This is a genomic window from Campylobacter concisus, from assembly GCF_003049705.1.
In the GTDB taxonomy this organism is placed as follows: Bacteria; Campylobacterota; Campylobacteria; order Campylobacterales; family Campylobacteraceae; genus Campylobacter_A; species Campylobacter_A concisus_AR.
In genome coordinates this window covers 48,184-73,712 of record NZ_PIRF01000005.1, presented here as the reverse complement: position 1 = coordinate 73,712, position 25,529 = coordinate 48,184, and the positions used below count along the sequence as shown (strand labels likewise).

The window sequence follows — 25,529 nt, the reverse complement described above, 5'->3', positions numbered from 1 at the left end:
GTATTTATTATGAATTTTTAACATCTAAATTACTCTGAATAAATTTGCTTAAAAACGCTACTTTCATGGTAATTTTATTTTATTTAAAATATGAAAATTTGTCTAAAAATTAGCTAACTTCTAGGAGATCATAGATTTAAGACCCTAGCCACCTTTAGAGCGCTTGCAAATGCAAAATGTAAGTTATATCCGCCAAGCATGCCAGTGATGTCCAAGACCTCACCAATGAAATAAAGCCCCTTAACGTTAGAGTCTTGTAAATTTTTATCTAAAAATTCAATCTTTACACCGCCTTTTGTGACTTCCGCTCTTTCAAAGCCAAATGTCCCAGCTGGAGCAAATTCATAAGCAAAAAGCCTTTTTATGATTTGTCTCTCTTTATCGCTAAATTCATAAAAAGCTCTATCTTTTAGGCCAAAATTTTTTAAAAACTCTAGTACAAATCTCTTTGGTAAGGGTAAAACTGAGCTAAGCTGCTTTTTGCCGTTTATTAAATTTTTCTCACTAAATCTAGGCAAAAAATTTATGCAGATTCGTCCTTTTTGCCAAAACAAAGATGCATTTAGTATCGCTGGGCCGCTTATGCCTCTGTGTGTAAAAAGCACATTGTCACTAAATTTATGATTATCGTTTTTGTCGCTCATCTCAACATCAGCATTTAGACTAACTCCGCTAAGCTCTTTAAACCAAAACTCATCTTTTTGCACGCTAAATCCAACAAGTACAGGCGCAAGAGCTGAGGTTTCAATACCAAAATTATTTGCTATTTTATAGCCAATGTCGCTTGCGCCAAGGGCTTTGTAGCTTAGTCCGCCACTTGCGATGACTAAATTTCTAGCTCTAAATTTCTCATCTTTTGTTAGAATTTCAAAAATTTCATCTATTTTTTTAGCACCAAGAACTTCTTTGTTATAAAAAATATCTGCATTTTGCCTTTTTAAAAGTACGCTCAAGACACTCTTTGCGCCGCTATCGCAGAAAAATTGATTTTGCTTTTGCTTACTAAATTTAAGCTCGCTAAAAAAAATTAAAACTTGATCTGGGGTCAGTACTTCTAAAATTTGCTCTATAAATTTTTGCTCGCCAAGGTAGTTTTTGGCGCTTACAAAGCGGTTTGTGATGTTGCATCTGCCGCCACCGCTTGCTAGGATCTTTTTGCCAGCACTACTATTTTTTTCTAAGATGGCAACCTTTTTACCCTTTAAATTTGCTCCTAAAAATAGTCCGCTAGCACCGGCACCAATGATGATGACGTCGTAGATCAAAACTTCAAGCTCTCTTTTAAAGCCGCCTCGCTTGTTAGGCGAGAGTCAAATTTTATCACTTGATTTTTCTCGTTTTTGTAATAATCGACTACACCTTTTTGTCTATTTAGCAGCTCTAAATTTAAACTTACTTCAGGGCTTAGATAGATATTTTTAAAAATTCTTGGATCGCTCAGGCTAAAGAGTAAAATAAGCCAGATCACGCAAAGCACCACGCAGATGATGGCTAGTACTTTAAAACCAAAGGCGTGCAAGATATACCCACCAAACGCACCTCCAACAAAGCTTCCTAGATAGCCAAATGAATTAAATACACCAAGGGCTGAGCCTTTTTGCGAGGATTTTACAAATTTTGTCGCGGTTGATTGCATGATGGGCTCGTGAAGGTTAAATCCTATAAAAAATATAGCAACTCCCAAAACGAAGATAAAAAGTGTAAAGCTAATGGCAAAAATAGTGTAGGTTAGAGCAAAAAGTAGCGTACCAGCTATTAAGATGACCTTGCTAAGTCCCTTGCCATCGCCAAGGGCACCAGCTAGCCCCATAGCCAAAAAGCCAAGTACGGCACCAAGTGTATAGACCTTGTAAAGCTCGCTGCTTTCGTAACCGTACTCTTTTACTAAAACGATAGGGATCACCAAAAATGCGATGCTTGCTAGCATCTTTTGCATAAAAGAGGTGAAATTTATGATCATGTAGTCTTTTTGTAAAAACAGCTTACCAAATGGTACTTTTTCACTTTTAGCACTCACTTTTATCTCTTTTGGCACAACGGTGTAAAGAAGTACAATGCAAAGCAGGCTAAGAGTGGCACTTAGATAAAAGAGACTTGAAAGCCCATAGTCTTTGGCAAGAAGCGGCCCAAGCACCATAGAAAGTGTGAAACTAAGCCCTATAAAAGCACCCATTATCGCCATAGCTTTTGAGCGTTTTTCTTCTGTTATATAGTCACTTATCATCGCAGTTGCAACTGCTCCGATAGCACCTACGCCTTGTAAAAATCTACCAAATAGCATGGTAAAAATATCGCTTGTAAGTGCACAAATTATTGAGCCGATGATAAAAACCAAAAGTCCGATTGTTAATGTTTTTTTGCGTCCTATCCTATCCGAGAGCGCTCCAAAAGGCACTTGAAATATCATCTGTGAGATCGCATAGACGCCTACTATTAGCCCTACTAAAAACTCGTTTGCTCCGCGTAAATTTAAGGCATAAAGGCTAAGCACTGGCAAAACTATAAAAAGACCTAAAAATCTGCTTGCTATGATAAAAGATAGTGGTAAAACGCTTTTTAACATAAAATTTTCCTTATTTTTAAAAGGACTAAGTTTATCATTTTAACGCTAATTTAAATTTAAAAATTTAATCTACTTTTTTGTAAAATACGCCCAAAAATCAAGGAGCTCTTGCAATGAAGATCGTGCTTGCGACGTCAAATTTAGACAAAGTAAAAGAAATAAAAGAATTTTTAAAAGGCTATGAAATTCATGCCCTAAGCGAGGTTGTAAAGCCATTTGATATCGTTGAAGATGGCAGCACTTTTCAGCAAAATGCACTCATAAAGTCAAGAGCCGTCTTTGCAAAGCTTAAAGAGCAAGGGCTTGGGGGCGAATTTATTGCACTTAGCGATGATAGCGGCATTAGCGTGGATGCACTTGGTGGCGAGCCCGGGATCTACTCTGCGCGCTATTTTGACCTTGATGAAAATGGCAAGGTATGCGGCAAGAACGCAGATGATGCAAACAACAGAGCAAAGTTAATTAGCAAGCTAAAGGCGCTAAATTTAGAGAGCTCACCAGCTCACTACACCGCCTGTATCGCTATTAGCTCAAAATTTGGCGACTACACAACTCATGGCTTTATGTATGGCAAAGCGATAGATGAGGAGCGTGGCACAAACGGCTTTGGCTATGACGCACTTTTTATCCCAGATGGCTTTACTAAGACGCTTGGTGAGCTAGATAATGAGACGAAGCTTAAAATTTCTCACCGTTCAAAGGGACTTGAGCTTGCAAATTTTGTACTAAAAAGCCTAAAGAAAAATTTTAGTTAAGCTCCTTTAGTCCTTTGTTGGCTTGCTCTAAAAGATCTTGTGCGCGAGGGTTTTGCTCTTTGCTATTTAAAATTTCAAGCACTTTTTTGTAGTTTTGGGCAGCTTCGTCCTTTTGATTAAGCTTTGCTAGGTCGTTAGCAAGCTCTATTAACAGCTCTGATCGCACAAGCTCGTTGCCACTTAACTCTGGCGTGATATCAAGTAAATTTAGCGCTAAAAGATGATTTTCATAGGCTTTATCAAAGTCGTTTTTTAGGTAGTAGGCACTAGCGATACCTTTTATGCAGACTAACTCGTCGTGCATTGGAGCATCTGGCGCATCGTCATAAATTTTTAGAGCTTCTTGAAAATTAGCAAGCGCTTCGTCGTATCTGCCTAGCGCCTTTTGTGCCGCACCTAGGCTATGATAAGAGCGAGCTAGTAGCAGCTTGTCGCTAACGTTTGCCACAAGCTCTAGGGCTCTTTGTGAGAGCTCTAACGCCTTTTGTGGCTCTTTATTTACCATGCAAATGCTAGCGCTATTTATGAGCGAAGTGATCGCCTGCTCGGTGTTGCCCTCTTTTAAGCAGACATCAGTCGCTTGCTCGGCTAAATTTATGGCTCTCTCCAAATTTCTATCGCTTTTATAAAACTCCCTCACACTCTCTTGTATTAGCTCGTCACAGCTACTTGCAAAGAGGCAAATAGGCGCTAAAAATGGCAAAATTTTCTTCATCTTTTTACCTTTAAATTTTTGCCTTATTTTACCTTTTAAAGCGAGAAATTTATATTAACTTCGCTAAAATCACTAAAATTTAAAGGAGCCCAAATGTCAAATATCTTAATCATAGGCGCGGGCGGCGTGAGCCAAGTCGCGACCGTAAAATGTGCGATGAACTCGGACGTTTTTAGCAAGATCACCCTTGCAAGCCGCACCAAAAGCAAGTGCGACGCGATCGCTAAATTTATAAAAGACCGCCTAGGCGTGCAAATTGACACCGCCCAGATCGACGCGGACGATACCGATGCCATGGTCGCGCTCATCAAAAAAACGGGTGCCGATTTGCTTTTAAATGTGGCGCTGCCGTATCAAGACCTAACCCTCATGGACGCGTGCTCTCGCGCCGGCATCCCGTACATCGACACGGCAAACTACGAGCACCCCGACACCGCTAAATTTGAGTATAAGCTGCAGTGGGCGAAGGACGGCGAGTTTAAAGCCGCAAACACGATGGCGCTGCTAGGAAGCGGCTTTGATCCGGGCGTGACGAACGTATTTTGCGCCTACGCACAGCAAAATCTCTTTGACGAGATCCACGAGATCGACATCCTAGACTGCAACGCGGGCGATCACGGATATGCGTTTGCGACGAATTTTAATCCAGAGATAAATTTACGCGAAGTGAGCGCAAAGGGCCGCTACTGGGAGCGCGGCGAGTGGAAAGAGACCGAGCCGATGGAGATAATGTTCAAATGGGACTATCCCAAAGTAGGCGTCAAGGACAGCTACCTACTCTATCACGAGGAGCTAGAAAGCCTTGTTAAAAACATCAAAGGGCTAAAGCGAATCCGCTTTTTTATGACTTTCGGACAGAGCTACCTAACTCACATGAAATGCCTAGAAAACGTCGGTATGCTTCGTATCGACGAGGTCGAGCACAACGGCGTAAAGATCGTGCCGATACAGTTTCTAAAAACCTTGCTACCTGATCCCGCAAGCCTCGGCCCTCGCACGAAGGGCAAAACCAACATCGGCTGCGTGATACGCGGGCTCAAGGATGGCAAAGAGCGTCAAGTCTATATCTACAACGTCTGCGACCACGAGGCTTGCTACGCCGAGACGGGCGCGCAGGCGGTGAGCTACACGACGGGCGTACCTGCGATGATCGGCTCGATGATGGTCGCAAAAGGCATTTGGAGCGGAAAAGGCGTCTTTAATATGGAAAATTTCGACGCCAAGCCTTTCATGGACGAGCTAAACAGGCAGGGCTTGCCGTGGGAGATAATCGAAATGAAACCCGGCGAGAGGTATGAAGTAAAATAGCAAGGCTTGTCTCGCGAGCGCTTTTAAATGATTTCGTAAATTTCGCCCTGTGACAGACTATATGTCTAGTCTTGGGACGAAATTTACTTCAAAACATTTAAAATCATCTCACGATACTTTGCCTGAGGTCTTGTAATATTTAAATTTTAATATACTCACCTCGCTTAAAATCTTCTGCTTGCAGCTACAAGCGAAGCGAAGTAGAAATTTCGCTTCGTCTAAGCGAAAAATACTGCGCCTTGCTCTTTTTTGTTCAAATTTTTGCTAACTTAAATTTTACTTGCTCAGTCGTAAAATTTAAATCCGCCTTGAGTAAGGCAAAAAATACCGCGCTTTGCTCTACTGCATTTAAATTTCTAGTTTAAATTTTGCACCGCTTGCATTCAAATTTTGCATCAAATTTAATTTAAGCTTCCACGCCGAAAAGCTTTTAAATTTAGTTATAATCGCGCAAATTTTATCGATGCAAATTTGAGTAAATTTAAAGCTTCCAATCTCTAGTCGCGCAAACTCTGCGTCCACTCAAATAACAACAAAAGGAAAAATTTGAACTCCTCAAAAACTTCACTATCTTTTTTAGTCGTCCTAAGTGCGCTTATGGCGTGTACATCGCTATCTACGGACGTATATCTGCCCGCTATGCCTACGATGGAGCGGCAGCTGCACGGCGATGCGGAGCTCACGATAACGGGCTTTTTGATCGGCTTTGCTATCGCGCAGCTCGTCTGGGGGCCTATCAGCGATAGGACCGTGCGTAAAATCCCGCTTTTTATCGGTATGGCGCTCTTTGCGATCGGATCAGTAGGATGCGCGATGTCGGACAATATGGCTAGCGTAGTGTTCTGGCGCGTGTTTCAGGCCGTGGGCGCGTGCGTAGGACCGATGCTAAGCAGGGCGATGATTAGCGATCTTTTCGGTAGCTCGCAGGCCGCACAGATGCTCTCTACGCTAGTTATTATCATGGCGATAGCGCCGATAGCGGGTCCGTTATTGGGCGGCGCAATACTGAAATTTGGCTCTTGGCATGGGATATTTTGGCTGATGGCGCTAGCTAGCGCGATTATGTTTGCGATGATTTTTTCTCTGCCAGAGACCTTGCCGCCGCAAAAGCGCTCCACAAAGCCCATCGCATCGTCTTTTAGAAACTATCTAAGATTATTGCAAGACGCCAGATTTATGCGCTACACTCTTAGCGTGACGTTTTTTGCGTTGCCGCCTATGCCTTTATCACGGGCTCATCGTTTGTATATATCGATTATTTCGGCATTCCTAGCAAATACTACGGATTTTTATTCGGTATAAACATCGTGGGCGTCATGGCGCTAAGTTTCGTAAACAAAAAGCTGGTAAAGCGCTATGCGCTAAACCGCCTACTCATAGTCTCCACGCTCGTCGCCGCGCTTGCTGCCAGCGTGCTGTTTGCGTTTGCGTTTTTCAAAACGGGCGGCGTTCTTGGCGTGATAATCCCGATGTTTTTCGTTTTTAGCATGAACGGCATCATCGCTTCTTGCTCCAATGCCGCCGCTCTTGATAGCGTGCCGCAGGAGATGAAGGGCTCGGCCGCTACGCTCATCGGCTCGCTGCAATACGGCAGCGGTATCCTCTCATCGGCGATGCTTGCGGCGTTTTCTGCGGGTACGCCGTGGACGATGTCTTGGATAATAGCTCTGTTTGTTTGGCTAAGCGCGCTCGCGGCGTATTTTAATAAATAAATTTAGCCTTGTAAGTTTGGCTCAAATTTTGGTCAAATTCGCAAATTTTTGGTCGCAAAAGCCAAAAATCAAATTTGACGCCCGCTGGCCGAGCCAAATTTTACTTTTTCTTATTTTCGCTTTTTTGCGCGTTTAACGCCTCAAATTTCTGCTTTAAAATTTTAAAAACCTCGTGCTTTGAGAGCTCGTATTTGTCGTATATCACGGCGTCGTCATCGCCGATAGGCTGCATGAGGCCATCAGCCGCGTCGCGGTCTAGTTTGCCTCTTTTAAATCTCACGTTTAAAACGTCGATTTTGCGCTTGGCGTCTATCTCGGGGATGCCGATTTCGTCGATATCTTTAAAATAAAATTTCGCATTCTTACCGCCTTTTTGTATGAAAAATCCGTCATCTTCGATTTTTTGGTATCACAAAATAAGAAACTAGGATAAAGAGGTAATTTCGGCACAAGCTAACTTACTGGTGCCGAAATTGAAAGTTATTTTATCGCTGCCTCAAAGCCAACATCTACATCTGGATAGCTCTTTCCACCGTGAAATGGTTTGGCAGCAGCGGCAAATTTATCAAAGCTCTCATTTAGCTTCAAATCATTTACAAGATCAACTGAAAATTTTGCCATTAGCTTGCCATTTTGTACTTCATATTTTGTTTTAAAAATTTTTGAGTTGCCATTTATGCTAAGCTCAACATCCATTTCTCCGGCCTTATCGTCGCCATTTACTGCTACGATCTTGCCATCTACTGCCTTGCCATCGAAAATAATGCCAATCCTTTTATCGCGGTCAGGTAGCTTTGTGTCGATATCTTTTGGCTCTAGCTTAAATTCAAAGCTCTTTAAAAAATCAGCAAAATTTGCATTTTCTTGACTTTTAAAATTTATCGTCTTAAAAGTACCTGGTACGGCTGTTTTATTTGCTAGCTTGTAACCAGTAAATGTTACCTTTGGTTCACCTTCTACGCTAAATGCAAGAGCTGAAACTGCAAAAAATGAAGCTGCTAAAGCAACAGAAGTAAGTTTGTTCATAAAGAATCCTTTTTATAATATTGATAATAAATATCGTAAATTATATATCCACTTACTTCAAAAAAGACTTAAAAACTCTTTTTAATTAATGAATAAATTTTTAATATCTTTTTACTCTGGGTCATCGCTAAAATCGTTATCCCTAAAGATCGCATAAAAATTTATGAGCCAAAAAACAAAAGCGATTGCTATGAGTGTTGCTGGTAAATGAATGTAAAAGCCACTCCAAAAATAAGCCAAAATTCCTCTGCTAATACCAGCTAAAAGAACTAAAATAAAGGCAATTTTACTAAGGCGTAAAAACTCAAGTTCTTGTCCGCTGTGACGAAGTCCTGCGACATTAAATATAAGCATCACGCTAAAAATTACCGCATTTATCGCTATTAGGTGCATAAAATTTGTTTCAAGATGGAGCCCAAAAATACCGCTAAAGCCGATTCCCAAAAATCCAACCGCTAAAAATAGCTGCATAAAATAGTATAAAAGCACGAAACTATGCCTAAAAAGCTCTTTATAGTGCCACTCTTTAAGCTTCGCAAGTACCGCACTTCCACAAGCTATCGCAGCATAATAGACACCCATGCTTGTTTCAAAAAATATATTTAAAAGTAAAAAGGCACAAACACAGCAAATAGCGATATTTTTATAGATAAAATTTGGCACAAAAACAGCTTCATCCATACCTTTTTCTCTTTTTAGCGCTTCTTTTCCAAGCACGACACTAACGCGGTAGGAGATGAGTAAGATAGCGATTACGTGGATAAAAACTTGTAAATTTAGAAATTTTTCGTTGCCGCTTATTAGATAATAAATTTCAAAGCCTAAAATGCCAAACAAAAAGCCAAGTACGCCAAATTGATCATCGTTTTTATCTCGCCAGATCATATAAAGGCAAAGCAAAACCAAGTAAAGCCAAAAAAGAGCAATAAAGCAGTGTGCTAAAAATAGGCTAAAAAATGCCAAGATAAAGCTTATAAAAAAGAGTGAAAATAATATATAGGCGTGTATTTTTAGAGATGCTTGAAAATTTGCCCAATCAGTTAGTCCAGTTAGCAAAAATCCAGCATAAGCAAGTGCTAGAAAAAGTTGCAAAAATATAAATTTATGCAAACTCACAAAATCAGTTGGAGTAAAAAACACACTTGCACCAAGCACCGCACAGGCGGCACTCATTAAGAAAAATATCCTCATAGGATGAGTAAAAAAATTATTAATCATAATAAATTTGCCCTTTGAAATTTTCATCTATCATCTTGCTAATAAACGTAAAATCACGATCTTTGAAATCTTTGTCTATTTCAAGTTCTCTTTGTATGACTGCGCCTTTACTTGATAAGAAATAAATTCTATTTGACATCTTTACAGCCTCCATTCTATCGTGCGTGACGAGAACCACGCTCATACCTTCGCTTACTCTTTGGCTGATAATCTCAATCAAAATTTCTTTCATATCATAATCAAGTCCAGAAAAAGGCTCATCCATCAAAAGTAGATCAGGCTTTGTTACAACCGCTCTTACGAAAGCGACCCTTTGTCTCATACCGCCGCTTAGCTCACTTGGGTATTTTAAAGTGTCCTTTTGGCTTAATCCAACCTTTTTAAAAAGCTCTAAAACAGCGTTAATGTCTGGTTTATCCATAACTAAAAGTACATTTTCAAGAGCATTTTTCCATGTAAGCAGGCGATTTTCTTGAAAAAAATATGTAGTCTTTTTAAAGTTATTAAAAATTTTTCCTTTTCTAGGCTCATTTAGTCCGCTAATAAGCCGAAGTATCGTTGTCTTGCCACATCCTGATGGTCCAAAAAGCGTCACCACCTCGCCACCTTTTACATTTAGACTAAAATTCCTTACGACCTTATCTCTTAAAATTTCATACTCTACATTTTTAAGCTCAAGCATCATCTTCTCCAAGGCATCAAAGCTATTTTTAATGGCTCGATGATGAGGTATTCAAAAAGCATGATAAGAGTGATGCTTAAAAGAACATATGCCATTACCTCGGTTGTTTCAAGCATCGCCCTTGCATTTGCTATCTTTGCTCCCATGCCGTTATTTGCACCTAGTAGCTCAGCCATTATCACTATCTTTACACCCATTGCGACAGCTACGCTAATAGAGCTTATTATGTAGCTCGTAAGATGTGGGATGTAAAGGTGTCTTATCTTTTTTAAAATTCCTAGATTATAAGCGTCAAACATCTCTTTTAGCTCCTCATCTACGCTACTCATAGCAACTGCCGAGCTTGCAAAAGTAAGCGGTAAAACGGTTATAAAGATAGTAAAAACGGTGCTAAAATTTCCAAATCCAAACCAAAAAATAGCAAGTACTATCCAAATAATTGGTGGCATTGATAAAAGCAAGGTAATAACAGGCTTTAAAAAGGCTGCAAAACTTTTAAAACTACCTGCTATTAGCCCTAGAAATATACCAAAAAATGTTGCCGAGCAAACTCCGATCAGTGATCTGCAAAGCGTTATATTTATCTCGCTGTTTTTATAATCTTTTAAAATTTCACAGGCTTTTAAAAATACATCTTTTGGTGGCGGAAGCAAGAGTGGGGAGCTAAACTCGCTTCCCACTTGCCAAATGGCTAAGATCAAAAAAACTACGGCAAATCCACTAAATCCGCCCCAAAAATAGTCAATTATTTTTAAAAAGCTTGAGCGATCTTTTTTAATGCCATCGATTAGTATCATAAAAATAGACCTTTATCTGGCATCTTACCGCCTAGAAATTTTGGATTAAACTGATAAATTTCTTCAAAAAATGCCATGATCTCATTTTGTAGTTCATTTGCTTTTGTAACCGTTAAATTTGCCTTATCGAAAGCATTTGCAAGTGCTACTTCTGGAGCTGGCAAGTAGCTTGAACCTATCTTTGCTGCACTTTGTTTGTTTTCAAGTATCCATGAAAGTGCATTTTTAAGGTCACTATGAAGCGTGTCAAATAGACTTAAGTTTTTCTCGTAAAAGCCTCTTTCTACGATAATGCCAGCCATTGGGATTATCGGTTTTGTGCCAAAGCTCTCGCCCCAAATTTTTGGAAAATCAACTGAGTAATGCACGCTAACGCCTGCTTTTTTACCACGCAAAATAGTCGCTTCGCCAAGAGGTTGTGGAACTATTAAAATGTCAAAATCTTTTTGTAAAAATAAAAGCAAAGCCTCAGGTGGCGTTGCTGTATAGGTGATGTCTATCTTGTTAACGTCTATGCCTCTCTTCTTGCAAAGCGCTCTTAGGACAAGATCAGGCATGTCGCCTCGAAATGGCATGATGAGCTTTTTGCCTACAAAATCCTCTAAATTTTTGATCTTTTCATCCTTAACCATAGCGTTCATAACGCCAAGAGTCAGCAAATTTAACATCGCAAAATCAAGCCCTTGATTTCTTAAATTTGCAGCGACATTTGATGGCGACATCGTGACTTTAATATCTCCACTAGCCACGCCTGCACGCAGCTGATCTGGCGTTTTCCAGATATTTAGGCTTACATCATAAGTTTTATTTAACTCGCCTTGCAGCGCAGCAACCGCCATGATAACGCTTGGAATCGCCGGTGCGCCCCACATAGTAAAGCTCTCTTTTGCAAATAAATTTGGTGCAAATGCGCTAACGCCTAAAGCTGTGCTAAGTCCTAAAAATTTTCTTCTATCTAACATCTTTTTCTCCTTTAAAAACTGCTGTGAAAGCTAATGAAAAATGTCCTGCCAGGGGCATGAACGACTACTGGATCAAGTGCTGCTACGTGATCACCGCTAATAAATTCTGCATAATCTTTGTCAAATAAATTTGCTACGCCAAATCTTATGCCAACTTTGTTTTTAAACTCTATGCCACCATAAAGATCAAGCAAACCAAATCCTTTTGCCGCCTCTTTTTTATCGATACCTAAGCCATTTTGCTTGCTAAAATCGCCTCTAGTTTGCTTTGAAACTAGTCTTAGTGCAGTGCCTAGGTTGTAGCTACCAAAGCTTGCATAGTCTTTGTAGTCAAATGCGAAATTTGCCTCAAAAGGCCTTATTTGATAAAGCGGTCTGCCATCGGTTTTGTTTTGTCCGTAGTTGTAGTAAAGTGAGCTTTTTAAGCCAAAGTGCCTTGCAAAGCTATATTCCGTATTGAAATTTACACTATAAAGTGTTGCATCAACGTTTCTTGAGATGACAGCATTTTTATTTAGTGGCATCGCAGCTTTTGAGTGGCGTCTATCAAAAATGATCAAATTTTTAACGCTATCAGCGATGAAATGTCCTCCAAAGCTAAAAGCATCTTTGTTTTGAAGCGAGTTTAGGTATTCTTTGTAAAACTCGCTACCAAATTTAAAGCCAAGAACCGCTCTATTGTGTCTTTCTGGCTCTAAATTCGGATTTGCTATCCAGCCTTTATCGTCTGCACCATAAAGTGCATTAAAACGCTCCATATTACTTGGCAAGCGAGATAAGCTCTCAAGCTTTGCAAAGTAGCTATCCTTATCGTTTGGTGTAAATTTATATTTTAAACTTGCACTAAAAGCGTCTTTTTTGATCTTATCACTTACGTCCTCACCGTAAATTTGACGAACTAATTTGCGAGTGGTATTAGGTGCGATCGGATTTGGCACGAAAAATTTAGTGTCGATGCCATTTAATTTACTTCTTTGCTCTTCATATTTTAAGGCAAGCGAGGCTTCATTTGCTTCATTAAATTTATAAGCAAGTGTGTCAAAGAGCATAAATTTATCATTTCTGACATCAGCAAATCTGTATCCGTTAAAGATCCAGTTGTTGCCTTGCTTCATGTATCTTTTGCCGTCATGTTTATCTTTTTCAAAGCCAGCGCCTATTTGATTGTGAAAGCTTGCAAAGTCAGCGTCATATTTTAAATTTGCCTCAAATATATTTCTCTTTAAATCCACTTTCACATTTGGAGTGGCATCTCTTAGATGAAAATTATCAGCTTTTCGCTCAACTTTTTTTAGGACAAATTCAAAATTTAGCGTATTTGAAAGATCTTCTTCGCCTAATCTAATATTTAGCTTGCCAACTTTTCTTGTCGTTTTAAAGGCATCCATCGCGTGCTCTGGTTGCTTGTCTTTATCGATATTATCCCTTAAAAACGTAAGCCTAAGCTCGCTAAGCTCATTTGGCACGAAACCTAAAATAGCGCTTTGACCTTGCCTATTGTAGCCATAGTCCCATCTTTTGCCACTTCCATCTTTATAATTATTTGCTTTAGTGAAATTTGCATTTAAAACGGTGTAAAAATTTGCGCCACGATATTTAAAAAGCGATGAATTGTAAAAACTTTTGCCATACATTCCAGCTGAGATATGAAACATATCAGCTGAGTTGTCAAGCAAATTTGTAACAAATGGATATTCGCTTCTTTGAGTGCGGTCAAATTGATTTTCCACAAAGGCGCTTTGTGCAACGTTTGGCGTGATGACTGGCGGCGGAGCAAATTCTCTAATAGGCTTTATAATGTCTAAATTTGCTTCATTTGCTAGAAGCAGTGATGAAAGAACTGCTAGGCTTAAAATGGGTCTCATGTAAACTCCTTTTAAAGATATAATTATGATTTCTTTTATCAGAATTGTAGTAGCAAAACCCTTTATAAAAGTTGATGTAAGTCATCCTTTAAATTTTTAATCCATATTTACGAACTTAGTGTAGATAAAATGCTTAATTTTATTTTTGTAAGAGTAGCTAAACGGAGTAAATTTAATGTGAAAAATGTATAAAATTTTGATAATTGTTATATAAAATTTTAAATCATAGGTCGATTTAATTAGGCTCTAAAATTATTAAGCCTATCTCTTAGCTCTTTTGAAATGGTAAATTTCGAGAGTTCATATTTATCAAAAATGATGATCAAATCATTACCTAGTGGTTGCACTAATCCAAAGCAAGCATCTCTATCAAGACGGTTTTTCTTAAATTTTACGCTCAAAGTCTCAACTTTTTTCTTATCGCCAAAGCTTTTAATGGCGATTTCGTTGATATCCTTAAAGTAAAATTTGATGCTTTTTGAGCCTTTAGTGATGATAAATCCATCATCTTCAATACTTAAAAAGTTGTTTTGAAAAATTTTTCTAACACAAAAGAATACTGAGAGAGCGCCAATGATGATGCCAAAGAGAGACGCTGTGCCAAGAGCTAGATAAAAGTAGCCAATGATGCTAAATATAAAAAGTCCAAACCCAAAGACTAGCGCCCAAAATACATCTTTTTTACTCTCTTTTGTTATCATCATTTTTCCTTTTAAGCTAGAATTCCAGCACCATTTATCGCTTGGCTGCGCTCTTTTGCATAAATTCTCTCGCCATTTATCACGTCATATTTCCAGATCGGTGCATTTGCCTTAAAGTCCTCGACAAATTCGTTTATGAGCCTTAGCGCGACCTTTCTTTGAGGGCTCACAACGCCTGCAACATAAGAGCTCGTATGCACGGCCACATCGCCTTTTGAGTGAGCAAAGAGTACGTAGGCATTTTCTTTTTTGGCTCGCTCTTCCCAGGCATCTAGCCATTTTTTAAGGATCGGCTCATAGATATCAAAGCTAAGCGCCGAAATACCACCTTCTTCTCTTACGATTCCAACAAAAGTGATGAGCGCGCCGCAGTTTTTATCCTTAAAGCGTTCATACCACTCGTTTGTGATGCTTTGAACGTCCAAGCTTCCATTATAAATTTGCATCTTAGCCCCCACAAACTGGCGGTAATATAGAAATTTTATCTCCTTCTTTTAGAGCAAAATTTATATCGCTTACGATCTCGTCATTTACGGCAACCGCACAGATATTTAGCCATTTTTTAAGCTCTTCTTTCTCGCTTAAAGCTACTTTTACTTCGCCTAAATTTTTCGCTTCTATTTTTATATTCTCAAGTCCGATGGGCCCAAGAAATTCGATCTCTATCACATTTTATCCTTTGAAATTTTTGCTGATTTTACTTAAAAATAAATTTAGATATACTTATTTAAAAATTTAAAAAGCGAGTAAAAATGAACGAAATTTTAAAGAGCATAAAAACCCCAGCCTACGTCTGCGAAGAGGCAAAAGTACGTAAAAATTTAGAGCTTTTAAAATATGTCAAAGAGCAAAGCGGAGCTAAAATTTTAGTCGCACTTAAGGGCTTTGCATTTAGCGGAGTGATGGATATGGTTGGCTCTTATCTTGACGGTGCGACTTGCAGTGGGCTTCATGAGGCAAAATTTGCAAGTGAATACGTAAAAGGCGAGATCCACACGTATAGTCCAGCCTTTAAAGATGAGGACTTTGATGAAATTTTAAAAATTTCAAAGCACATCACATTTAACTCTTTTGCTCAGTGGCAAAAATTCAAGGGTATTGCCCTGCAAAATGGCATCATCTGCGGCCTGCGGGTCAATCCAGAGGTCTCGCTAGCCCCAACTGACAGCTATAATCCATGCGGCAAATTTAGCAGGCTTGGCATTATAAGGGCAAATTTTAAGCCCGAGCTTCTTGATGGTATTAGTGGGCTTCATTTTCACGCACTTTGCGAGGAGAGTGCAAGTAGCTTGCAGATCGTACTGGAAGCATTTGAAGAGAAATTTGGCGAGTTTATCCCAAAGATGAAATGGATAAATATGGGCGGCGGTCACCACATCACGAGGGCTGATTATGACGTGGAGCTGCTTATAAATATCATTAGACGCTTCCGCGAGAAATATGGCGTAGAGGTCTATTTGGAGCCTGGCGAGGCCGTTGGCTGGCAGACTGGCTTTTTGATAAGTAGCGTGCTTGACATCGTGCATAATGAAAAAGCCATCGCCATCCTTGACACCTCGGCCGAGGCGCATATGCCTGATACCGTGCTCATGCCTTACCGCCCAGCTGTTAGAGGTGAGAGTGAAAATGGCAAATTTGCTTATAGATTTGGCGGCAATACCTGCCTAGCTGGCGATATAGTAGGGCTTGAAGCGGGCGATGCGGAGTATAAATTTGATAGCGAGCTAAAAATCGGCGACCGAGTCATCTTTGAAGATCAAATTCACTACACTATCGTAAAAAATACGACATTTAACGGCATAAAACTGCCTGATTTAGTGCTTTTAAAAGAAGATGGCGATATAAAGATGATTAGGGAGCTTGACTATGAAGAGTATAGGCGTAGAAACTAATAGCTGGTGTTGCGGCTAGTTTCTGGCTGCTAAATACTAAAAGCTCATTTGTATTTATATCTATAAATTTTTACAGATTAGTATCCATAAATTTTGGCAAATTTATCTATCTTTGCACTCTTTTGCAAGTTGTATTTGGTTTTATTTGCGATACTTTGAGCTAATTCTTTACCGAAATGATCACTGATAAAGCCAAGGGCCATATCCATGCCAGCAGCCACGCCTGAAGCTGTGTAAAATTTATCATCTTTTATCACTTGGCATGCTCTTGTTACTCTACTGCCTCGCCTTATCCTTTCATCGACTCAAGAGATCTTTTATTTGAGGTAGCCTTTAAGCCGTCAAGCACTCCAGTGCGAGCTAGCAAGGCTGAGCCAGTGCAGACACTAAGGCAAAAATTTGAAGCCAGAATATACTTTTTAAGATACGATATAAACTTGTTGCCATTAGATCAAGCGCCTCATAATCATTAAAAAGATAAAAGAGGTTCATTTCTCTGTCTTTTGGATAGAAATTTTTAAAATTATTGGTGTTCTCGTTTAAATTTTAAAAGCAAAATCTGAAATAATTTTTAACTATAAAATAGAATGAATTTAGATTTAATATTCTTATAAAAATTAACAAAGCTTAAATATTCTTTATAAAATTTTTAGTAATCTTTTTTGCTAAGGTTTGCTTGTGATTAGCTCTGATATAATAGCGACCAAAATAGCGTAGCTATGCGATTTAACGTATTTAACCAATACTTAAATTGTTTAAGCTCAAACTCATAAAGGACTACAATGACGAGAATTCTTACTCTGCTTTTTACATTATTTGTAACAGCAATGGCAACTCAAGGACCAACTGGCGTCAATCAATATAATAGTGCTATTTGGGCGGCTGAAAGGATAGAAAATATCAAGCCATACGAACAAGGTTTGGGGCCGATATTTACTTTTATCCAAGGTAATGACTACTTTGCAATAGCAGCACTTTCTATCATTTTGGCTGTTATTGGAGCATTTGCATTACACTTTTTAATCATTGGACCAAAACATTTTAGTCATGATGGTAAAAAGGTGTTTGCTTTTTCATTGATCATACGTATAGCTCATGGTTTGGCAGCGATCTCATGGATCATTTTAGTGCCAACTGGTATCATCATTATGTGGGGTGCAGAGCTTGGCGGTGGAACATTTGTGCGTTTCTGTAGATACTTGCACGATACAGCAACTGTGATCTTTGCTGTTTCTGTGCTTCCTATGTTATTTACCTGGACAAAGAGAATGCTTCCGGCAATTTATGATATCAGATGGATGATGATAGTTGGTGGCTATTTATCAAAGAAAAAGAGACCTGTTCCAGCTGGCAAATTTAATGCTGGTCAAAAAGCATGGTACTGGATCGCTATCCCTGGTGGTATCGTTATGATAATTACTGGCGCGATTATGTATTTTACGGACTTCAAAGAGCCAGCGGTTGCTTCTTGGTTTGGTCTTACACAAATTGATCTTTTAAGATACAGCGTAATTATCCATAACTGTCTTGGCATTGCATGTGCAGTATTTTTCTTAGTTCATATTTATATGGCAGCTATTGCTATTCATGGTGCTATTTGGTCGATGATTACTGGATATAAAGAGGAAGAAGAAGTTTATGTTCTTCATCACTACTGGTATCAAGAGCTCGTTAGAGAGAATAAAATTCCAGTATCTGATTATGAAAAGTCTTATACAAATTTAAAATAATTAACTTTACTTTGATCTTGCTAGTAAGCGGGGTCAAAGCTCTCTTTTATCTCAAATTTATACATTAAAATTTTTAAAATAATTAATATTTTTTTGGCTATAATCCAAACTAGTTTCAAGGTTTGAAATACTAATTGCAAAAGGAAAAATCATGACAACAATTGATTGTAGAAATTTAGAGTGTCCAAAACCAGTCATAATGACAAAAAATGCACTTGATGGCTTAAGTGAAGGTGAAAGCTTAGAAATTTTGGTAAATGCACTAGCCCCAAAAGAAAATATTTCAAGATTTTTAAAAAATCAAAATATAGAATTTAGCCTAGAAAGCAATGGCAACGAGACTAAGATTTTAGCTACAAAAGGCAAAAATGCGCTTGAGCTTACAAATTTTGATGAGTTTGTCTGCGACATAACACCAAAAAATAATAAAGTACTCTATCTGAATGAAGAGCGCGCGGGAAGTGGCGAAGTGGGAATAAATTTACTATCAAAATTCCTAGGAGCATTTCTTCAAGTCGAGAAAAAGCCAAAGATAATAATCTGCGTAAATAACGCTGTAAAGATGACTACAAATCGCTCACACCCAAGCTTTAAGCCGCTTAAAGATCTTGAAGCTGCTGGTGTTAAAATTTTAAGCTGCGGAAGCTGCTTGGAGGCTTATAAGCTAGTAAGCGATCTTGCGATTGGCGAAATTTCAAATGCTTATGAGATTATCGACATACTCTCAACTCACGAGCAAATCAAACTATGATCTATCACGACAAAAAGCTTACGCAGTTCGTTAGAGCCGCTGGTTGAGCTGCTAAGCTTGACCCGTCGGGTCTAAACAAAACGATTAGTAGTTTAAATTTATCTCATCCAAATCTGCTCTCAAGCACCAATTCTAATGAGGATGCGAGTGTCTTTAAAATTTCAAGTGATCTTGCACTTGTTCAAACGCTTGACTTTATAACGCCTGTGGTAAATGATCCTTTTATTTACGGTCAAATCGCTGCTGCAAATAGCCTAAGCGATGTCTTTGCAATGGGTGGTGAGGTAATAAATGCTCTAAATATCGTAGGCTTTGATAGCTGCAACTTGGCACCTGAAATTTTAGGCGAAATTTTACAAGGTGGAGCCGATAAAGTAAAAGAGTGTGGCGGTATAATCGTTGGTGGGCATACGATCGAGACACAGCAGATGTATTATGGGCTTAGCGTCACTGGAAGGGTGCATCCTGATAAATTTTGGGCAAATAATACAGCCATAAATGGCAATGTTTTGATACTTACAAAGCCCCTTGGAAGCGGTATTTTAAGTACAGCAATAAAGGCTGATTTATTAAGCATGGAGCAGATAAAAGAGGCTGCAACTATCATGGCACAGCTAAATTTTTATGCATTAAAAGCACTTGATGGCATCAAAGTCTATGCGGCCACTGATGTGACTGGATTTGGCTTTTTGGGGCATTTAAGCGAAATGCTAAATGAAAAGATCAGTTTTGAAATTTATGAAAAAAATGTGCCAATCATCACAAGTGCAAAAGAATTTGCCAATATGGGTATCATTCCAGAGGGGAGCTATAAAAACCGCGAATTTGCAAAGCATCTTGTGGACAAGGAAGCTGACATTTTGCTATTTGATGCACAGACTTCTGGTGGACTTTTGCTCGCAGTTGGTGAAAAGGACGCGATGCTCGCAGTAAAACGCTTAAAAGAAGTAGGTTATGAAAGCTCGGCTATTGTTGGCTCTGCGGTGCCAAAGAGCGAGTTTGGTATATTTTTAAAATAAATTTTTAAAAATAGCGTGCTATCTCATTGCGTTAGAAAAATCTTTTAATTTACCTAACCGCCCTATAATGTCAAAAATTTATAAAGGAGAGATAATGAACTATCTTGAAATTTTAAAATTTCGTCATGCTTGCAAAATTTTTGATGAGAGCAAAAAGATCAGCGCTGGCGAGTTTGATTTTATACTAGAAGCTGGCAGGTTAAGCCCAAGCTCAACTGGCCTTGAGCAGTGGGACTTTTTGGTCGTGCAAAATAAGGAGCTTAGAGAGAAAATAAAAGCCGTTTCGTGGAACCAAGCGCAAATCACATCTTGCTCGCATTTAGTTGTCGTTTTAGCTAAGATCAAAGAGGTAAAATTTGGAAGCGCATACGTTAATAAAATGATCGCTAGAAATACTAACAAAGATCCTGAAGCCATTGCTTCAAGGCAAAAATTTTATCATGACTTTTTGCTAGCAAATTTTAAAAATGATGATGAGCTAACATTTCAGTGGTCACATGAACAATGCATGATAATCGCCACAAATATGATGAATGCAGCTGCAAGTTTGGGCATTGATAGTTGCCCGATAGAAGGCTTTGACAGACACGCTTTAAATGAACTTTTGGGGCTTGATGAGAGCTTTCAAAGAGTTGCTATTATGGTGCCATTTGGCTACCGCCTAAATCCACAACCAAAAAAACTTCGCAGAGAAATTTCTGATATCGTTACTTGGATTTATTAAGATATTTGAGCCAAATTTTAAATAAATTTTTGGCTCAATTTTAAATAAATCAATAAATTCTAAATAAATACTTACCTTTATAAACCCAAATCAAGTAAAAATGGGATAAAATCAGAGCCAAAACCTAAACTAACGAGGTGTCTATCGTGCTTGATAAACAAAAAACCAGCCTTCAAATAGTAAAAATGTTTTACACAAAGGCTATTTTACTTTTACTCTCATTTATATTTTTAGCATTATTTGTAGTTTGTGCCGGTACGAACGATATAAAATATGATCTTAGCTCAACTAATTCAAATATAAAATCATCAATCTCAAATAGCTTTTTTATAATAAAAAATGATCTATTTTTAAAGTCAAAAATGGTTGAAGCAGGTCTTAGTGATATACTATTTGATAAAAATTCAACAAAAAACGATCTTTATATAGCTTTTTATGTTTTTGATAAAAATAGAAATTTAATCTATTTAAAGAGATTTTTAGGTGCTGATGACATAGCCGAAAAGGATCTATCTCGGCTTAGGTTAAACGAGACAGATGCTGGAAAATTTACAGTATCGGATCGAGTTTATAAAAACAGTCGTTTTAGAGACATTTATGCATCTTATGGACTAAAAAATGGAGGCAGTATTTTAGTTCAAATTGATATAAAATTTTTGCAAAACTACACTAATGTAGGTTACGATGATAAAAGCAAAACTTATGCTTATCTGGTAGATAAATATGGAAATTTATCAAGAGATGAGTTTTATAAAAAATTTGATGAATCGATGTTTTTGCCTTATGTGAGTCTTGGCGATGAGTTTAAAGAGGATAAAATAATATTTTCTTTAAGCCATATGGGCTTTTATCTCATAAGCTATATGCCAGAGTATAAAATTTTTGTTATTACCGCTTCAACGAAGCATTTTCATATCTTTATGCAGTTTGTGTTATTTTGGCTATCGATCTTTTGTTTTATATCTTCTTTAATATTATGGGTTAGAGATGTAAAATTTATAAAAAATAGAATAATGCCAGCTTTAAAAGAGGTAAGAGATACTTTGGATGGCGATGAATACGAGATAAGACGAAGCCTTAATGTAGCAGAATTTGAAGATATAAAAAATGGAATAAACAAGCTAAAGATAGAAACCAAAAAAGCAACTGACGGACTAGAAGAATACAAAAGTAGATTTGGCTATATTTTTGAGCAAAGCTTTTTGAAAATAGTAGTTTATGATGCTTATAGCGGCGATATTATTGATGCTAGTAATGCATTTTTATCTTCTGTTGGCTACACAAAAGATGAGATTATAGAGCTAAATTTAAATGATTTAATAGATGACGATTTTGCATTGTTTATGCAAATGAAACAAGATGCTCAAAATAGCGATATGAGTTTTAAAATCAAGCTAAAAACAAAAGATGGCGGCACTAAAGAGGGATTTTTACAAGAGTCGCAGATTGAACTAAGAGATTCTAGGCTAAATTTTATGCTTATACACGAGCTTGACGATGGAAAATTTACGAAAAAGGATAACGAAGCAATAAATGATTATTCGTTTTTATCGCCAAATGTAATAGCAGAAGCATTAAGTAGCGATCCATTTTCTATCGTAAGAAGTACGCAAAATATCGATAGTGTCTTTAAAGTCCCACAAGATAAGAAGCTTATAAATTTAAAAAATCTAATAAGTCCTGAAAGTTTAGATGAGTTTGCTGTAAATGTTTCTAATGAATCTAAAAAATTCTTTGAAAAAGGTAGCAAAAATAGCGAGATAAATCTCGTAGCCAATATGCAAACAAATGAAAACAACAAAACACCATTTAAGATAAAAGTAAAATTTATAGATAATGGTGCTGATAAAGAGCGAAAGATCATCTACTTTTTTAATGACTTAAGTGATATAGCGAAGTTGCAAGAAAAATATGATGCTGAATTAAAATATTTTCAAAGCATACTTTGGGCAAGCCAAGCGCTTGTCTTTTCATGGGATAAAAAAAGCGATACCCTTTATATCCCAAATGCTATCGCCAAGTCGCTCGGATATGCATTAAATGGGGATATGAGTATAAATTTTGAACGTGCAAAAACTATATTTGTAGATGAATTTGTAAGCTTTAAGGACTTTTTTGACCTTATAAAAAAAGGTGAAGTATATGATGGCGAAGTGCGTTTTTATAGGGCTGATAAAGAGATTATTTATGTAAGGATTAGAGCAAAAGCAATAGCTTTTTATGATGGTGAAGTAAGCGTCATAAAGGGCACAATGCAAGATCTTAGTGTGCAAAATAGCTTTTTTTCTTATCAAGACCTTTTAGCAAAAATTTTCTCATACGCAAAAGAGCAAATTATTATGCTTGATGATGAGTTTAGGATCATAGATGCTAATGACGCTTTTTTCGATACGCTTGACATTTCTAGAGATAAAAATTTTATAGAGAAAATTTACTCAAAAGATATAATAAATTTTAAAAACGGACTAAAAGATATTAAAGATGAAATTTTAAATTCAATTAAAATAACTGGCTTTTGGCAAGGTCTTATTCATGATATTCGAAGCAAAAATAGACTCGAAGTCATAAGTATAAGCAAGCTTTTAAACACGTTTGGCGATCAAGAGGGATATATTTTGTTAGCTTCAAGCGCAAATGATGACTGCTACAATAAAGAGTATCTCGAATTTATCGCGTATCACGATACGCTGACTGGGCTGCCAAATAGATTTTTACTTTTTAATAAGCTAGAAAATCTGCTAAAACAAGCGAAAAAAAGCTTAAAAATAGCAGCTTTTTATGTTGATTTTGATAATTTTAAATCGATAAATGACGGATATGGACATCAAGTAGGTGATAAAATCCTAATAGAAATTTCAAAAAAAATAGATGAAATTTTTCCAAAACAAGGAATATTTGCAAGAATAGGCGGAGACGAGTTTATAGGCGCTATGCCTTATGAAAATTTGGGAGAAATTTACGAAACTGCTGAAAACATCTTAAGAGTGGGTCAGAGTAAAATTTCTATTGATGATGATGAAAAAAAACTTAGCGTAAGTATTGGTATTAGCTTAAGTAGCGATGCACTTAGTGTTGATGATCTAATCGAAAGAGCAGATTGGGCCATGTATCAAGCAAAGCTTAATGGAAAAAATAAATATTATGTATTTAATTCGAAAAAAGATACTTACTTTAAAAATGAATATAGAGATGACTCAAAGATCATTGAAGCTATCGATGCTGGCGAGATGTTCTTGCTTTATCAGCCTGAGATTGATATAAAAAGCGGGGAAGTTAGCAGTTTTGAGGCATTTATTAGATGGAAAAATGGCGATAAGATATTAAGGCCATCAGACTTCTTACCGCTTGCAAAAGGCTCAAAAGCAGTTGTTGCTATCGCATTATTTACACTAAAAGATGCTTTAAAAGCTAGGGCTGTGTGGCTAAAAGAGGGGATAAATGCAAAAGTTAGAGTAAATTTATGCATTAAAAAGCTAATGACATCTGAGTTTTTTGAGAAATTTAAAAAGCTTTTAGAAGATGAGCAGCTAGACGCTAATGGGCTAATCATAGATATCGTTGACTCTGCAAGTGGCGTAAATTTAGATGATGTTGTTAGATATATCGATGCTTATAAGGAGCTAGGCGTTAGCTTTTCGCTTGATGATTTTGCATCTTATTCGGGCTCAGTAGAAGCGTTAGGTATGTTAAAAACAAATAGATTTAATATAGATAAAAGATTTTGCAAACAAATTTTTGATTCAGTAGAAGCGCTAAAGACCATACGCATGATAAAGTATGTATCAGATACATTTGATTTTGATGTCATGATAAAAAATTTAGAAGATAAAAGCATGCTTGAAATTTTTGTCGGGTTTGGCTTTAGTAGATTTCAAGGACGGCTTTTTGCGCCAGAGCTTAGCCTGGATGATGTGCTCAAATTTAAATTCACCCTATCATCTCCGCTAAATGTAAGAAATTTTCAAGATGATGAGAACTACAATATGCTTTGCAAAATAGTAGGTGCAAAAGAGCTTATGATTCGTTTGATAAATTTACTTAAATGCGATGAAAAAGTAAGCGAAAAATTAAAAATCGAAATAGCAAATCAAGTAGATGATATCAGAACAATAGATAAAAAATTAGCTGAAATTTTAGATACGATCCTTGTAAAAATAGACAAAGAGAACGTAATAAATTTAGCTAATGAGGCAATTTTATTATGTGACAATGATCTAAATTTGAGTGGAGCGAATAAATAATGAATGAAAATGCTTTAAATGTTTATGAGCATGAAATCCCAAATGGAAGCAAGCTATACTTTGCCAGTAGCGCAAAGCTAAAGAGGCAGATCGAGCAAAAAGCTAGTGAAATTTTAGAAAATGAAGGCTTTAGCGAGATCGTAACGCCATTTTTCTCATATCACCAGCATTTAAGTGTAGATGCTACAAATCTTTTACGTTTTAGCGATAGCCTAAATCACGAAATAAGTCTAAGAGCTGATAGTACGGTAGATACTGTAAGGATCGTGCTTAGAAGACTAAAAGCAAACGAATCAAAAAGATGGTTTTATATCCAACCAGTCTTTCGCTATCCAAGCCAAGAAATTTATCAAATCGGAGCCGAGCTAATCGGTGAAAATGATGTTTTAAAAAGCATAAATATCGTAGCAAAGCTTCTTAATGAGCTAAAAATGGATACATTTTTGCAAGTGAGCAATATACAAATTCCAAGGGTAATTTGTGAAATTTTAAGTGTACCTATTGAAATTTTTGAAAATGGACAAATGGAAAAAATTTTATCTCAAAATGTTCCATGGCTAAGTGCTCTTGCTCTTTTAAAGTCAGTTGATGAGTTGGATGAAGTGATTAAAATTTCTCCAAGCAAGCTAAAAGAACCGCTTGAAAATTTGAGAAATTTAGCCAGTGCTTTAGAATATAAAAATTTAAGAATAGTTCCGCTATATTACTCGAAAATGAGATATTACGATAGTTTATTTTTTAGATTTTTAAGAAATAATAGCATAATAGCAAGTGGCGGCAGCTACGAAATAGACGGAAAAATAAATAGTGGTTTTGCTGTTTATACAGATGCATTGATAGAAGAAAAAATTAATTTAAGGAAGTAAGA

The 25,529-nt window shown here is 37.3% G+C and carries 26 protein-coding genes; 11 read left to right on the top strand and 15 right to left on the bottom strand.

Annotated elements, in window-relative coordinates; genetic code table 11:
- Positions 1 to 128: 128 nt before the first annotated feature.
- Both CVT05_RS06585 and CVT05_RS06580 read right to left on the bottom strand, forming a co-directional pair.
- Positions 129 to 1,265, bottom strand: a complete 1,137-nt coding sequence (locus CVT05_RS06585) for an NAD(P)/FAD-dependent oxidoreductase (RefSeq protein WP_107698237.1) — start codon at positions 1,263 to 1,265, stop codon at positions 129 to 131.
- On the bottom strand, positions 1,262 to 2,563 hold the full coding sequence (locus tag CVT05_RS06580; RefSeq protein WP_107698236.1) for an MFS transporter: 1,302 nt from the start codon (positions 2,561 to 2,563) through the stop codon (positions 1,262 to 1,264). The genes CVT05_RS06585 and CVT05_RS06580 overlap by 4 nt, the downstream gene beginning before the upstream one ends.
- 113 nt (positions 2,564 to 2,676) lie before the next feature.
- Between CVT05_RS06580 and CVT05_RS06575 the strand changes: the two genes are divergently transcribed.
- Entirely contained in the window at positions 2,677 to 3,318 is a 642-nt protein-coding gene (locus CVT05_RS06575; protein ID WP_107698235.1) for a non-canonical purine NTP pyrophosphatase, read from the top strand.
- On the opposite strand, the gene CVT05_RS06570 is transcribed toward CVT05_RS06575, so the two are convergent.
- Positions 3,311 to 4,033, bottom strand: coding sequence for a tetratricopeptide repeat protein (locus CVT05_RS06570; RefSeq protein ID WP_087578311.1), 723 nt, complete (start codon positions 4,031 to 4,033; stop codon positions 3,311 to 3,313). The genes CVT05_RS06575 and CVT05_RS06570 overlap by 8 nt on opposite strands.
- 93 nt (positions 4,034 to 4,126) lie before the next feature.
- On the opposite strand from CVT05_RS06570, the gene CVT05_RS06565 reads away from it, so the two are divergent.
- The 3 genes from CVT05_RS06565 (at position 4,127) to CVT05_RS09720 (ending at position 7,053) form a co-directional block, all read left to right on the top strand.
- The gene (locus CVT05_RS06565; protein ID WP_107698234.1) at positions 4,127 to 5,341 is read left to right on the top strand and encodes a saccharopine dehydrogenase family protein; all 1,215 of its coding nucleotides are present in this window, start codon (positions 4,127 to 4,129) and stop codon (positions 5,339 to 5,341) included.
- Between the two features lie 597 nt (positions 5,342 to 5,938).
- On the top strand, positions 5,939 to 6,643 hold the full coding sequence (locus CVT05_RS09725; RefSeq protein WP_413784145.1) for an MFS transporter: 705 nt from the start codon (positions 5,939 to 5,941) through the stop codon (positions 6,641 to 6,643).
- Positions 6,568 to 7,053, top strand: a complete 486-nt coding sequence (locus tag CVT05_RS09720; RefSeq protein ID WP_413784144.1) for an MFS transporter — start codon at positions 6,568 to 6,570, stop codon at positions 7,051 to 7,053. Before CVT05_RS09725 ends, CVT05_RS09720 begins: the two co-directional genes overlap by 76 nt.
- Before the next feature lie 100 nt (positions 7,054 to 7,153).
- Here the strand turns inward: CVT05_RS09720 and CVT05_RS09535 are convergent, their stop codons facing one another.
- The 10 genes from CVT05_RS09535 to CVT05_RS06510 all read right to left on the bottom strand — a co-directional run bounded on the left by CVT05_RS09535 (position 7,154) and on the right by CVT05_RS06510 (position 14,973).
- Positions 7,154 to 7,333, bottom strand: coding sequence for a hypothetical protein (locus tag CVT05_RS09535; protein ID WP_234400570.1), 180 nt, complete (start codon positions 7,331 to 7,333; stop codon positions 7,154 to 7,156).
- Positions 7,334 to 7,533: 200 nt separating this feature from the next.
- Entirely contained in the window at positions 7,534 to 8,079 is a 546-nt protein-coding gene (locus CVT05_RS06550; protein WP_107698233.1) for a hypothetical protein, read from the bottom strand.
- 111 nt (positions 8,080 to 8,190) lie between these two features.
- Positions 8,191 to 9,297, bottom strand: coding sequence for an NnrS family protein (locus CVT05_RS06545; RefSeq protein WP_107698277.1), 1,107 nt, complete (start codon positions 9,295 to 9,297; stop codon positions 8,191 to 8,193).
- On the bottom strand, positions 9,290 to 9,979 hold the full coding sequence (locus CVT05_RS06540; RefSeq protein ID WP_107698276.1) for an ABC transporter ATP-binding protein: 690 nt from the start codon (positions 9,977 to 9,979) through the stop codon (positions 9,290 to 9,292). Before CVT05_RS06540 ends, CVT05_RS06545 begins: the two co-directional genes overlap by 8 nt.
- A complete protein-coding gene (locus CVT05_RS06535; protein WP_054196111.1) occupies positions 9,979 to 10,776 on the bottom strand; it encodes an ABC transporter permease in 798 nt (265 codons plus the stop codon). Before CVT05_RS06535 ends, CVT05_RS06540 begins: the two co-directional genes overlap by 1 nt.
- On the bottom strand, positions 10,773 to 11,738 hold the full coding sequence (locus CVT05_RS06530; RefSeq protein ID WP_107698232.1) for an ABC transporter substrate-binding protein: 966 nt from the start codon (positions 11,736 to 11,738) through the stop codon (positions 10,773 to 10,775). The genes CVT05_RS06535 and CVT05_RS06530 overlap by 4 nt, the downstream gene beginning before the upstream one ends.
- Positions 11,739 to 11,749: 11 nt before the next feature.
- Positions 11,750 to 13,603 (bottom strand): TonB-dependent receptor domain-containing protein, encoded by a 1,854-nt coding sequence (locus CVT05_RS06525; RefSeq protein ID WP_107698231.1) that lies wholly within the window; start codon positions 13,601 to 13,603, stop codon positions 11,750 to 11,752.
- A gap of 239 nt (positions 13,604 to 13,842) precedes the next feature.
- Positions 13,843 to 14,304: a molybdate transport repressor gene (locus CVT05_RS06520; protein WP_107698230.1), complete on the bottom strand. Its 462-nt coding sequence runs from the start codon at positions 14,302 to 14,304 to the stop codon at positions 13,843 to 13,845.
- An 11-nt stretch (positions 14,305 to 14,315) separates the two neighbouring features.
- Positions 14,316 to 14,750 (bottom strand): molybdopterin synthase catalytic subunit, encoded by a 435-nt coding sequence (locus tag CVT05_RS06515; RefSeq protein ID WP_021090672.1) that lies wholly within the window; start codon positions 14,748 to 14,750, stop codon positions 14,316 to 14,318.
- 1 nt (position 14,751) lies between these two features.
- Positions 14,752 to 14,973, bottom strand: coding sequence for a MoaD/ThiS family protein (locus CVT05_RS06510; protein WP_107698229.1), 222 nt, complete (start codon positions 14,971 to 14,973; stop codon positions 14,752 to 14,754).
- Positions 14,974 to 15,056: 83 nt separating this feature from the next.
- On the opposite strand from CVT05_RS06510, the gene nspC reads away from it, so the two are divergent.
- On the top strand, positions 15,057 to 16,196 hold the full coding sequence (nspC, locus tag CVT05_RS06505) for a carboxynorspermidine decarboxylase (RefSeq protein ID WP_107698228.1): 1,140 nt from the start codon (positions 15,057 to 15,059) through the stop codon (positions 16,194 to 16,196).
- Positions 16,197 to 16,273: 77 nt separating this feature from the next.
- On the opposite strand, the gene CVT05_RS09530 is transcribed toward nspC, so the two are convergent.
- Together CVT05_RS09530 and CVT05_RS09640 are read right to left on the bottom strand one after the other, a co-directional pair.
- Positions 16,274 to 16,453 carry a hypothetical protein gene (locus tag CVT05_RS09530; protein ID WP_234400569.1) on the bottom strand — a complete coding sequence of 60 codons (180 nt, stop codon included), beginning with the start codon at positions 16,451 to 16,453 and terminating at the stop codon, positions 16,274 to 16,276.
- Between the two features lie 103 nt (positions 16,454 to 16,556).
- On the bottom strand, positions 16,557 to 16,688 hold the full coding sequence (locus CVT05_RS09640; RefSeq protein WP_258032198.1) for a hypothetical protein: 132 nt from the start codon (positions 16,686 to 16,688) through the stop codon (positions 16,557 to 16,559).
- 290 nt (positions 16,689 to 16,978) lie between these two features.
- On the opposite strand from CVT05_RS09640, the gene CVT05_RS06495 reads away from it, so the two are divergent.
- The 6 genes from CVT05_RS06495 to CVT05_RS06470 all read left to right on the top strand — a co-directional run bounded on the left by CVT05_RS06495 (position 16,979) and on the right by CVT05_RS06470 (position 25,527).
- Complete coding sequence (locus CVT05_RS06495) at positions 16,979 to 17,926, top strand: formate dehydrogenase subunit gamma (protein ID WP_021090567.1); 948 nt, start codon at positions 16,979 to 16,981, stop codon at positions 17,924 to 17,926.
- 151 nt (positions 17,927 to 18,077) lie between these two features.
- Positions 18,078 to 18,677: a sulfurtransferase-like selenium metabolism protein YedF gene (gene yedF, locus CVT05_RS06490; protein ID WP_021090823.1), complete on the top strand. Its 600-nt coding sequence runs from the start codon at positions 18,078 to 18,080 to the stop codon at positions 18,675 to 18,677.
- Positions 18,674 to 19,696: a selenide, water dikinase SelD gene (gene selD / locus CVT05_RS06485; protein WP_413784143.1), complete on the top strand. Its 1,023-nt coding sequence runs from the start codon at positions 18,674 to 18,676 to the stop codon at positions 19,694 to 19,696. The genes yedF and selD overlap by 4 nt, the downstream gene beginning before the upstream one ends.
- A 94-nt stretch (positions 19,697 to 19,790) precedes the next feature.
- On the top strand, positions 19,791 to 20,420 hold the full coding sequence (locus CVT05_RS06480; protein ID WP_107698227.1) for an NAD(P)H-dependent oxidoreductase: 630 nt from the start codon (positions 19,791 to 19,793) through the stop codon (positions 20,418 to 20,420).
- 146 nt (positions 20,421 to 20,566) lie between these two features.
- Positions 20,567 to 24,661 (top strand): diguanylate cyclase domain-containing protein, encoded by a 4,095-nt coding sequence (locus CVT05_RS06475; RefSeq protein WP_107698226.1) that lies wholly within the window; start codon positions 20,567 to 20,569, stop codon positions 24,659 to 24,661.
- Positions 24,661 to 25,527 carry an ATP phosphoribosyltransferase regulatory subunit gene (locus CVT05_RS06470; protein WP_021090725.1) on the top strand — a complete coding sequence of 289 codons (867 nt, stop codon included), beginning with the start codon at positions 24,661 to 24,663 and terminating at the stop codon, positions 25,525 to 25,527. The genes CVT05_RS06475 and CVT05_RS06470 overlap by 1 nt, the downstream gene beginning before the upstream one ends.
- The last annotated feature ends 2 nt before the right edge of the window (positions 25,528 to 25,529 follow it).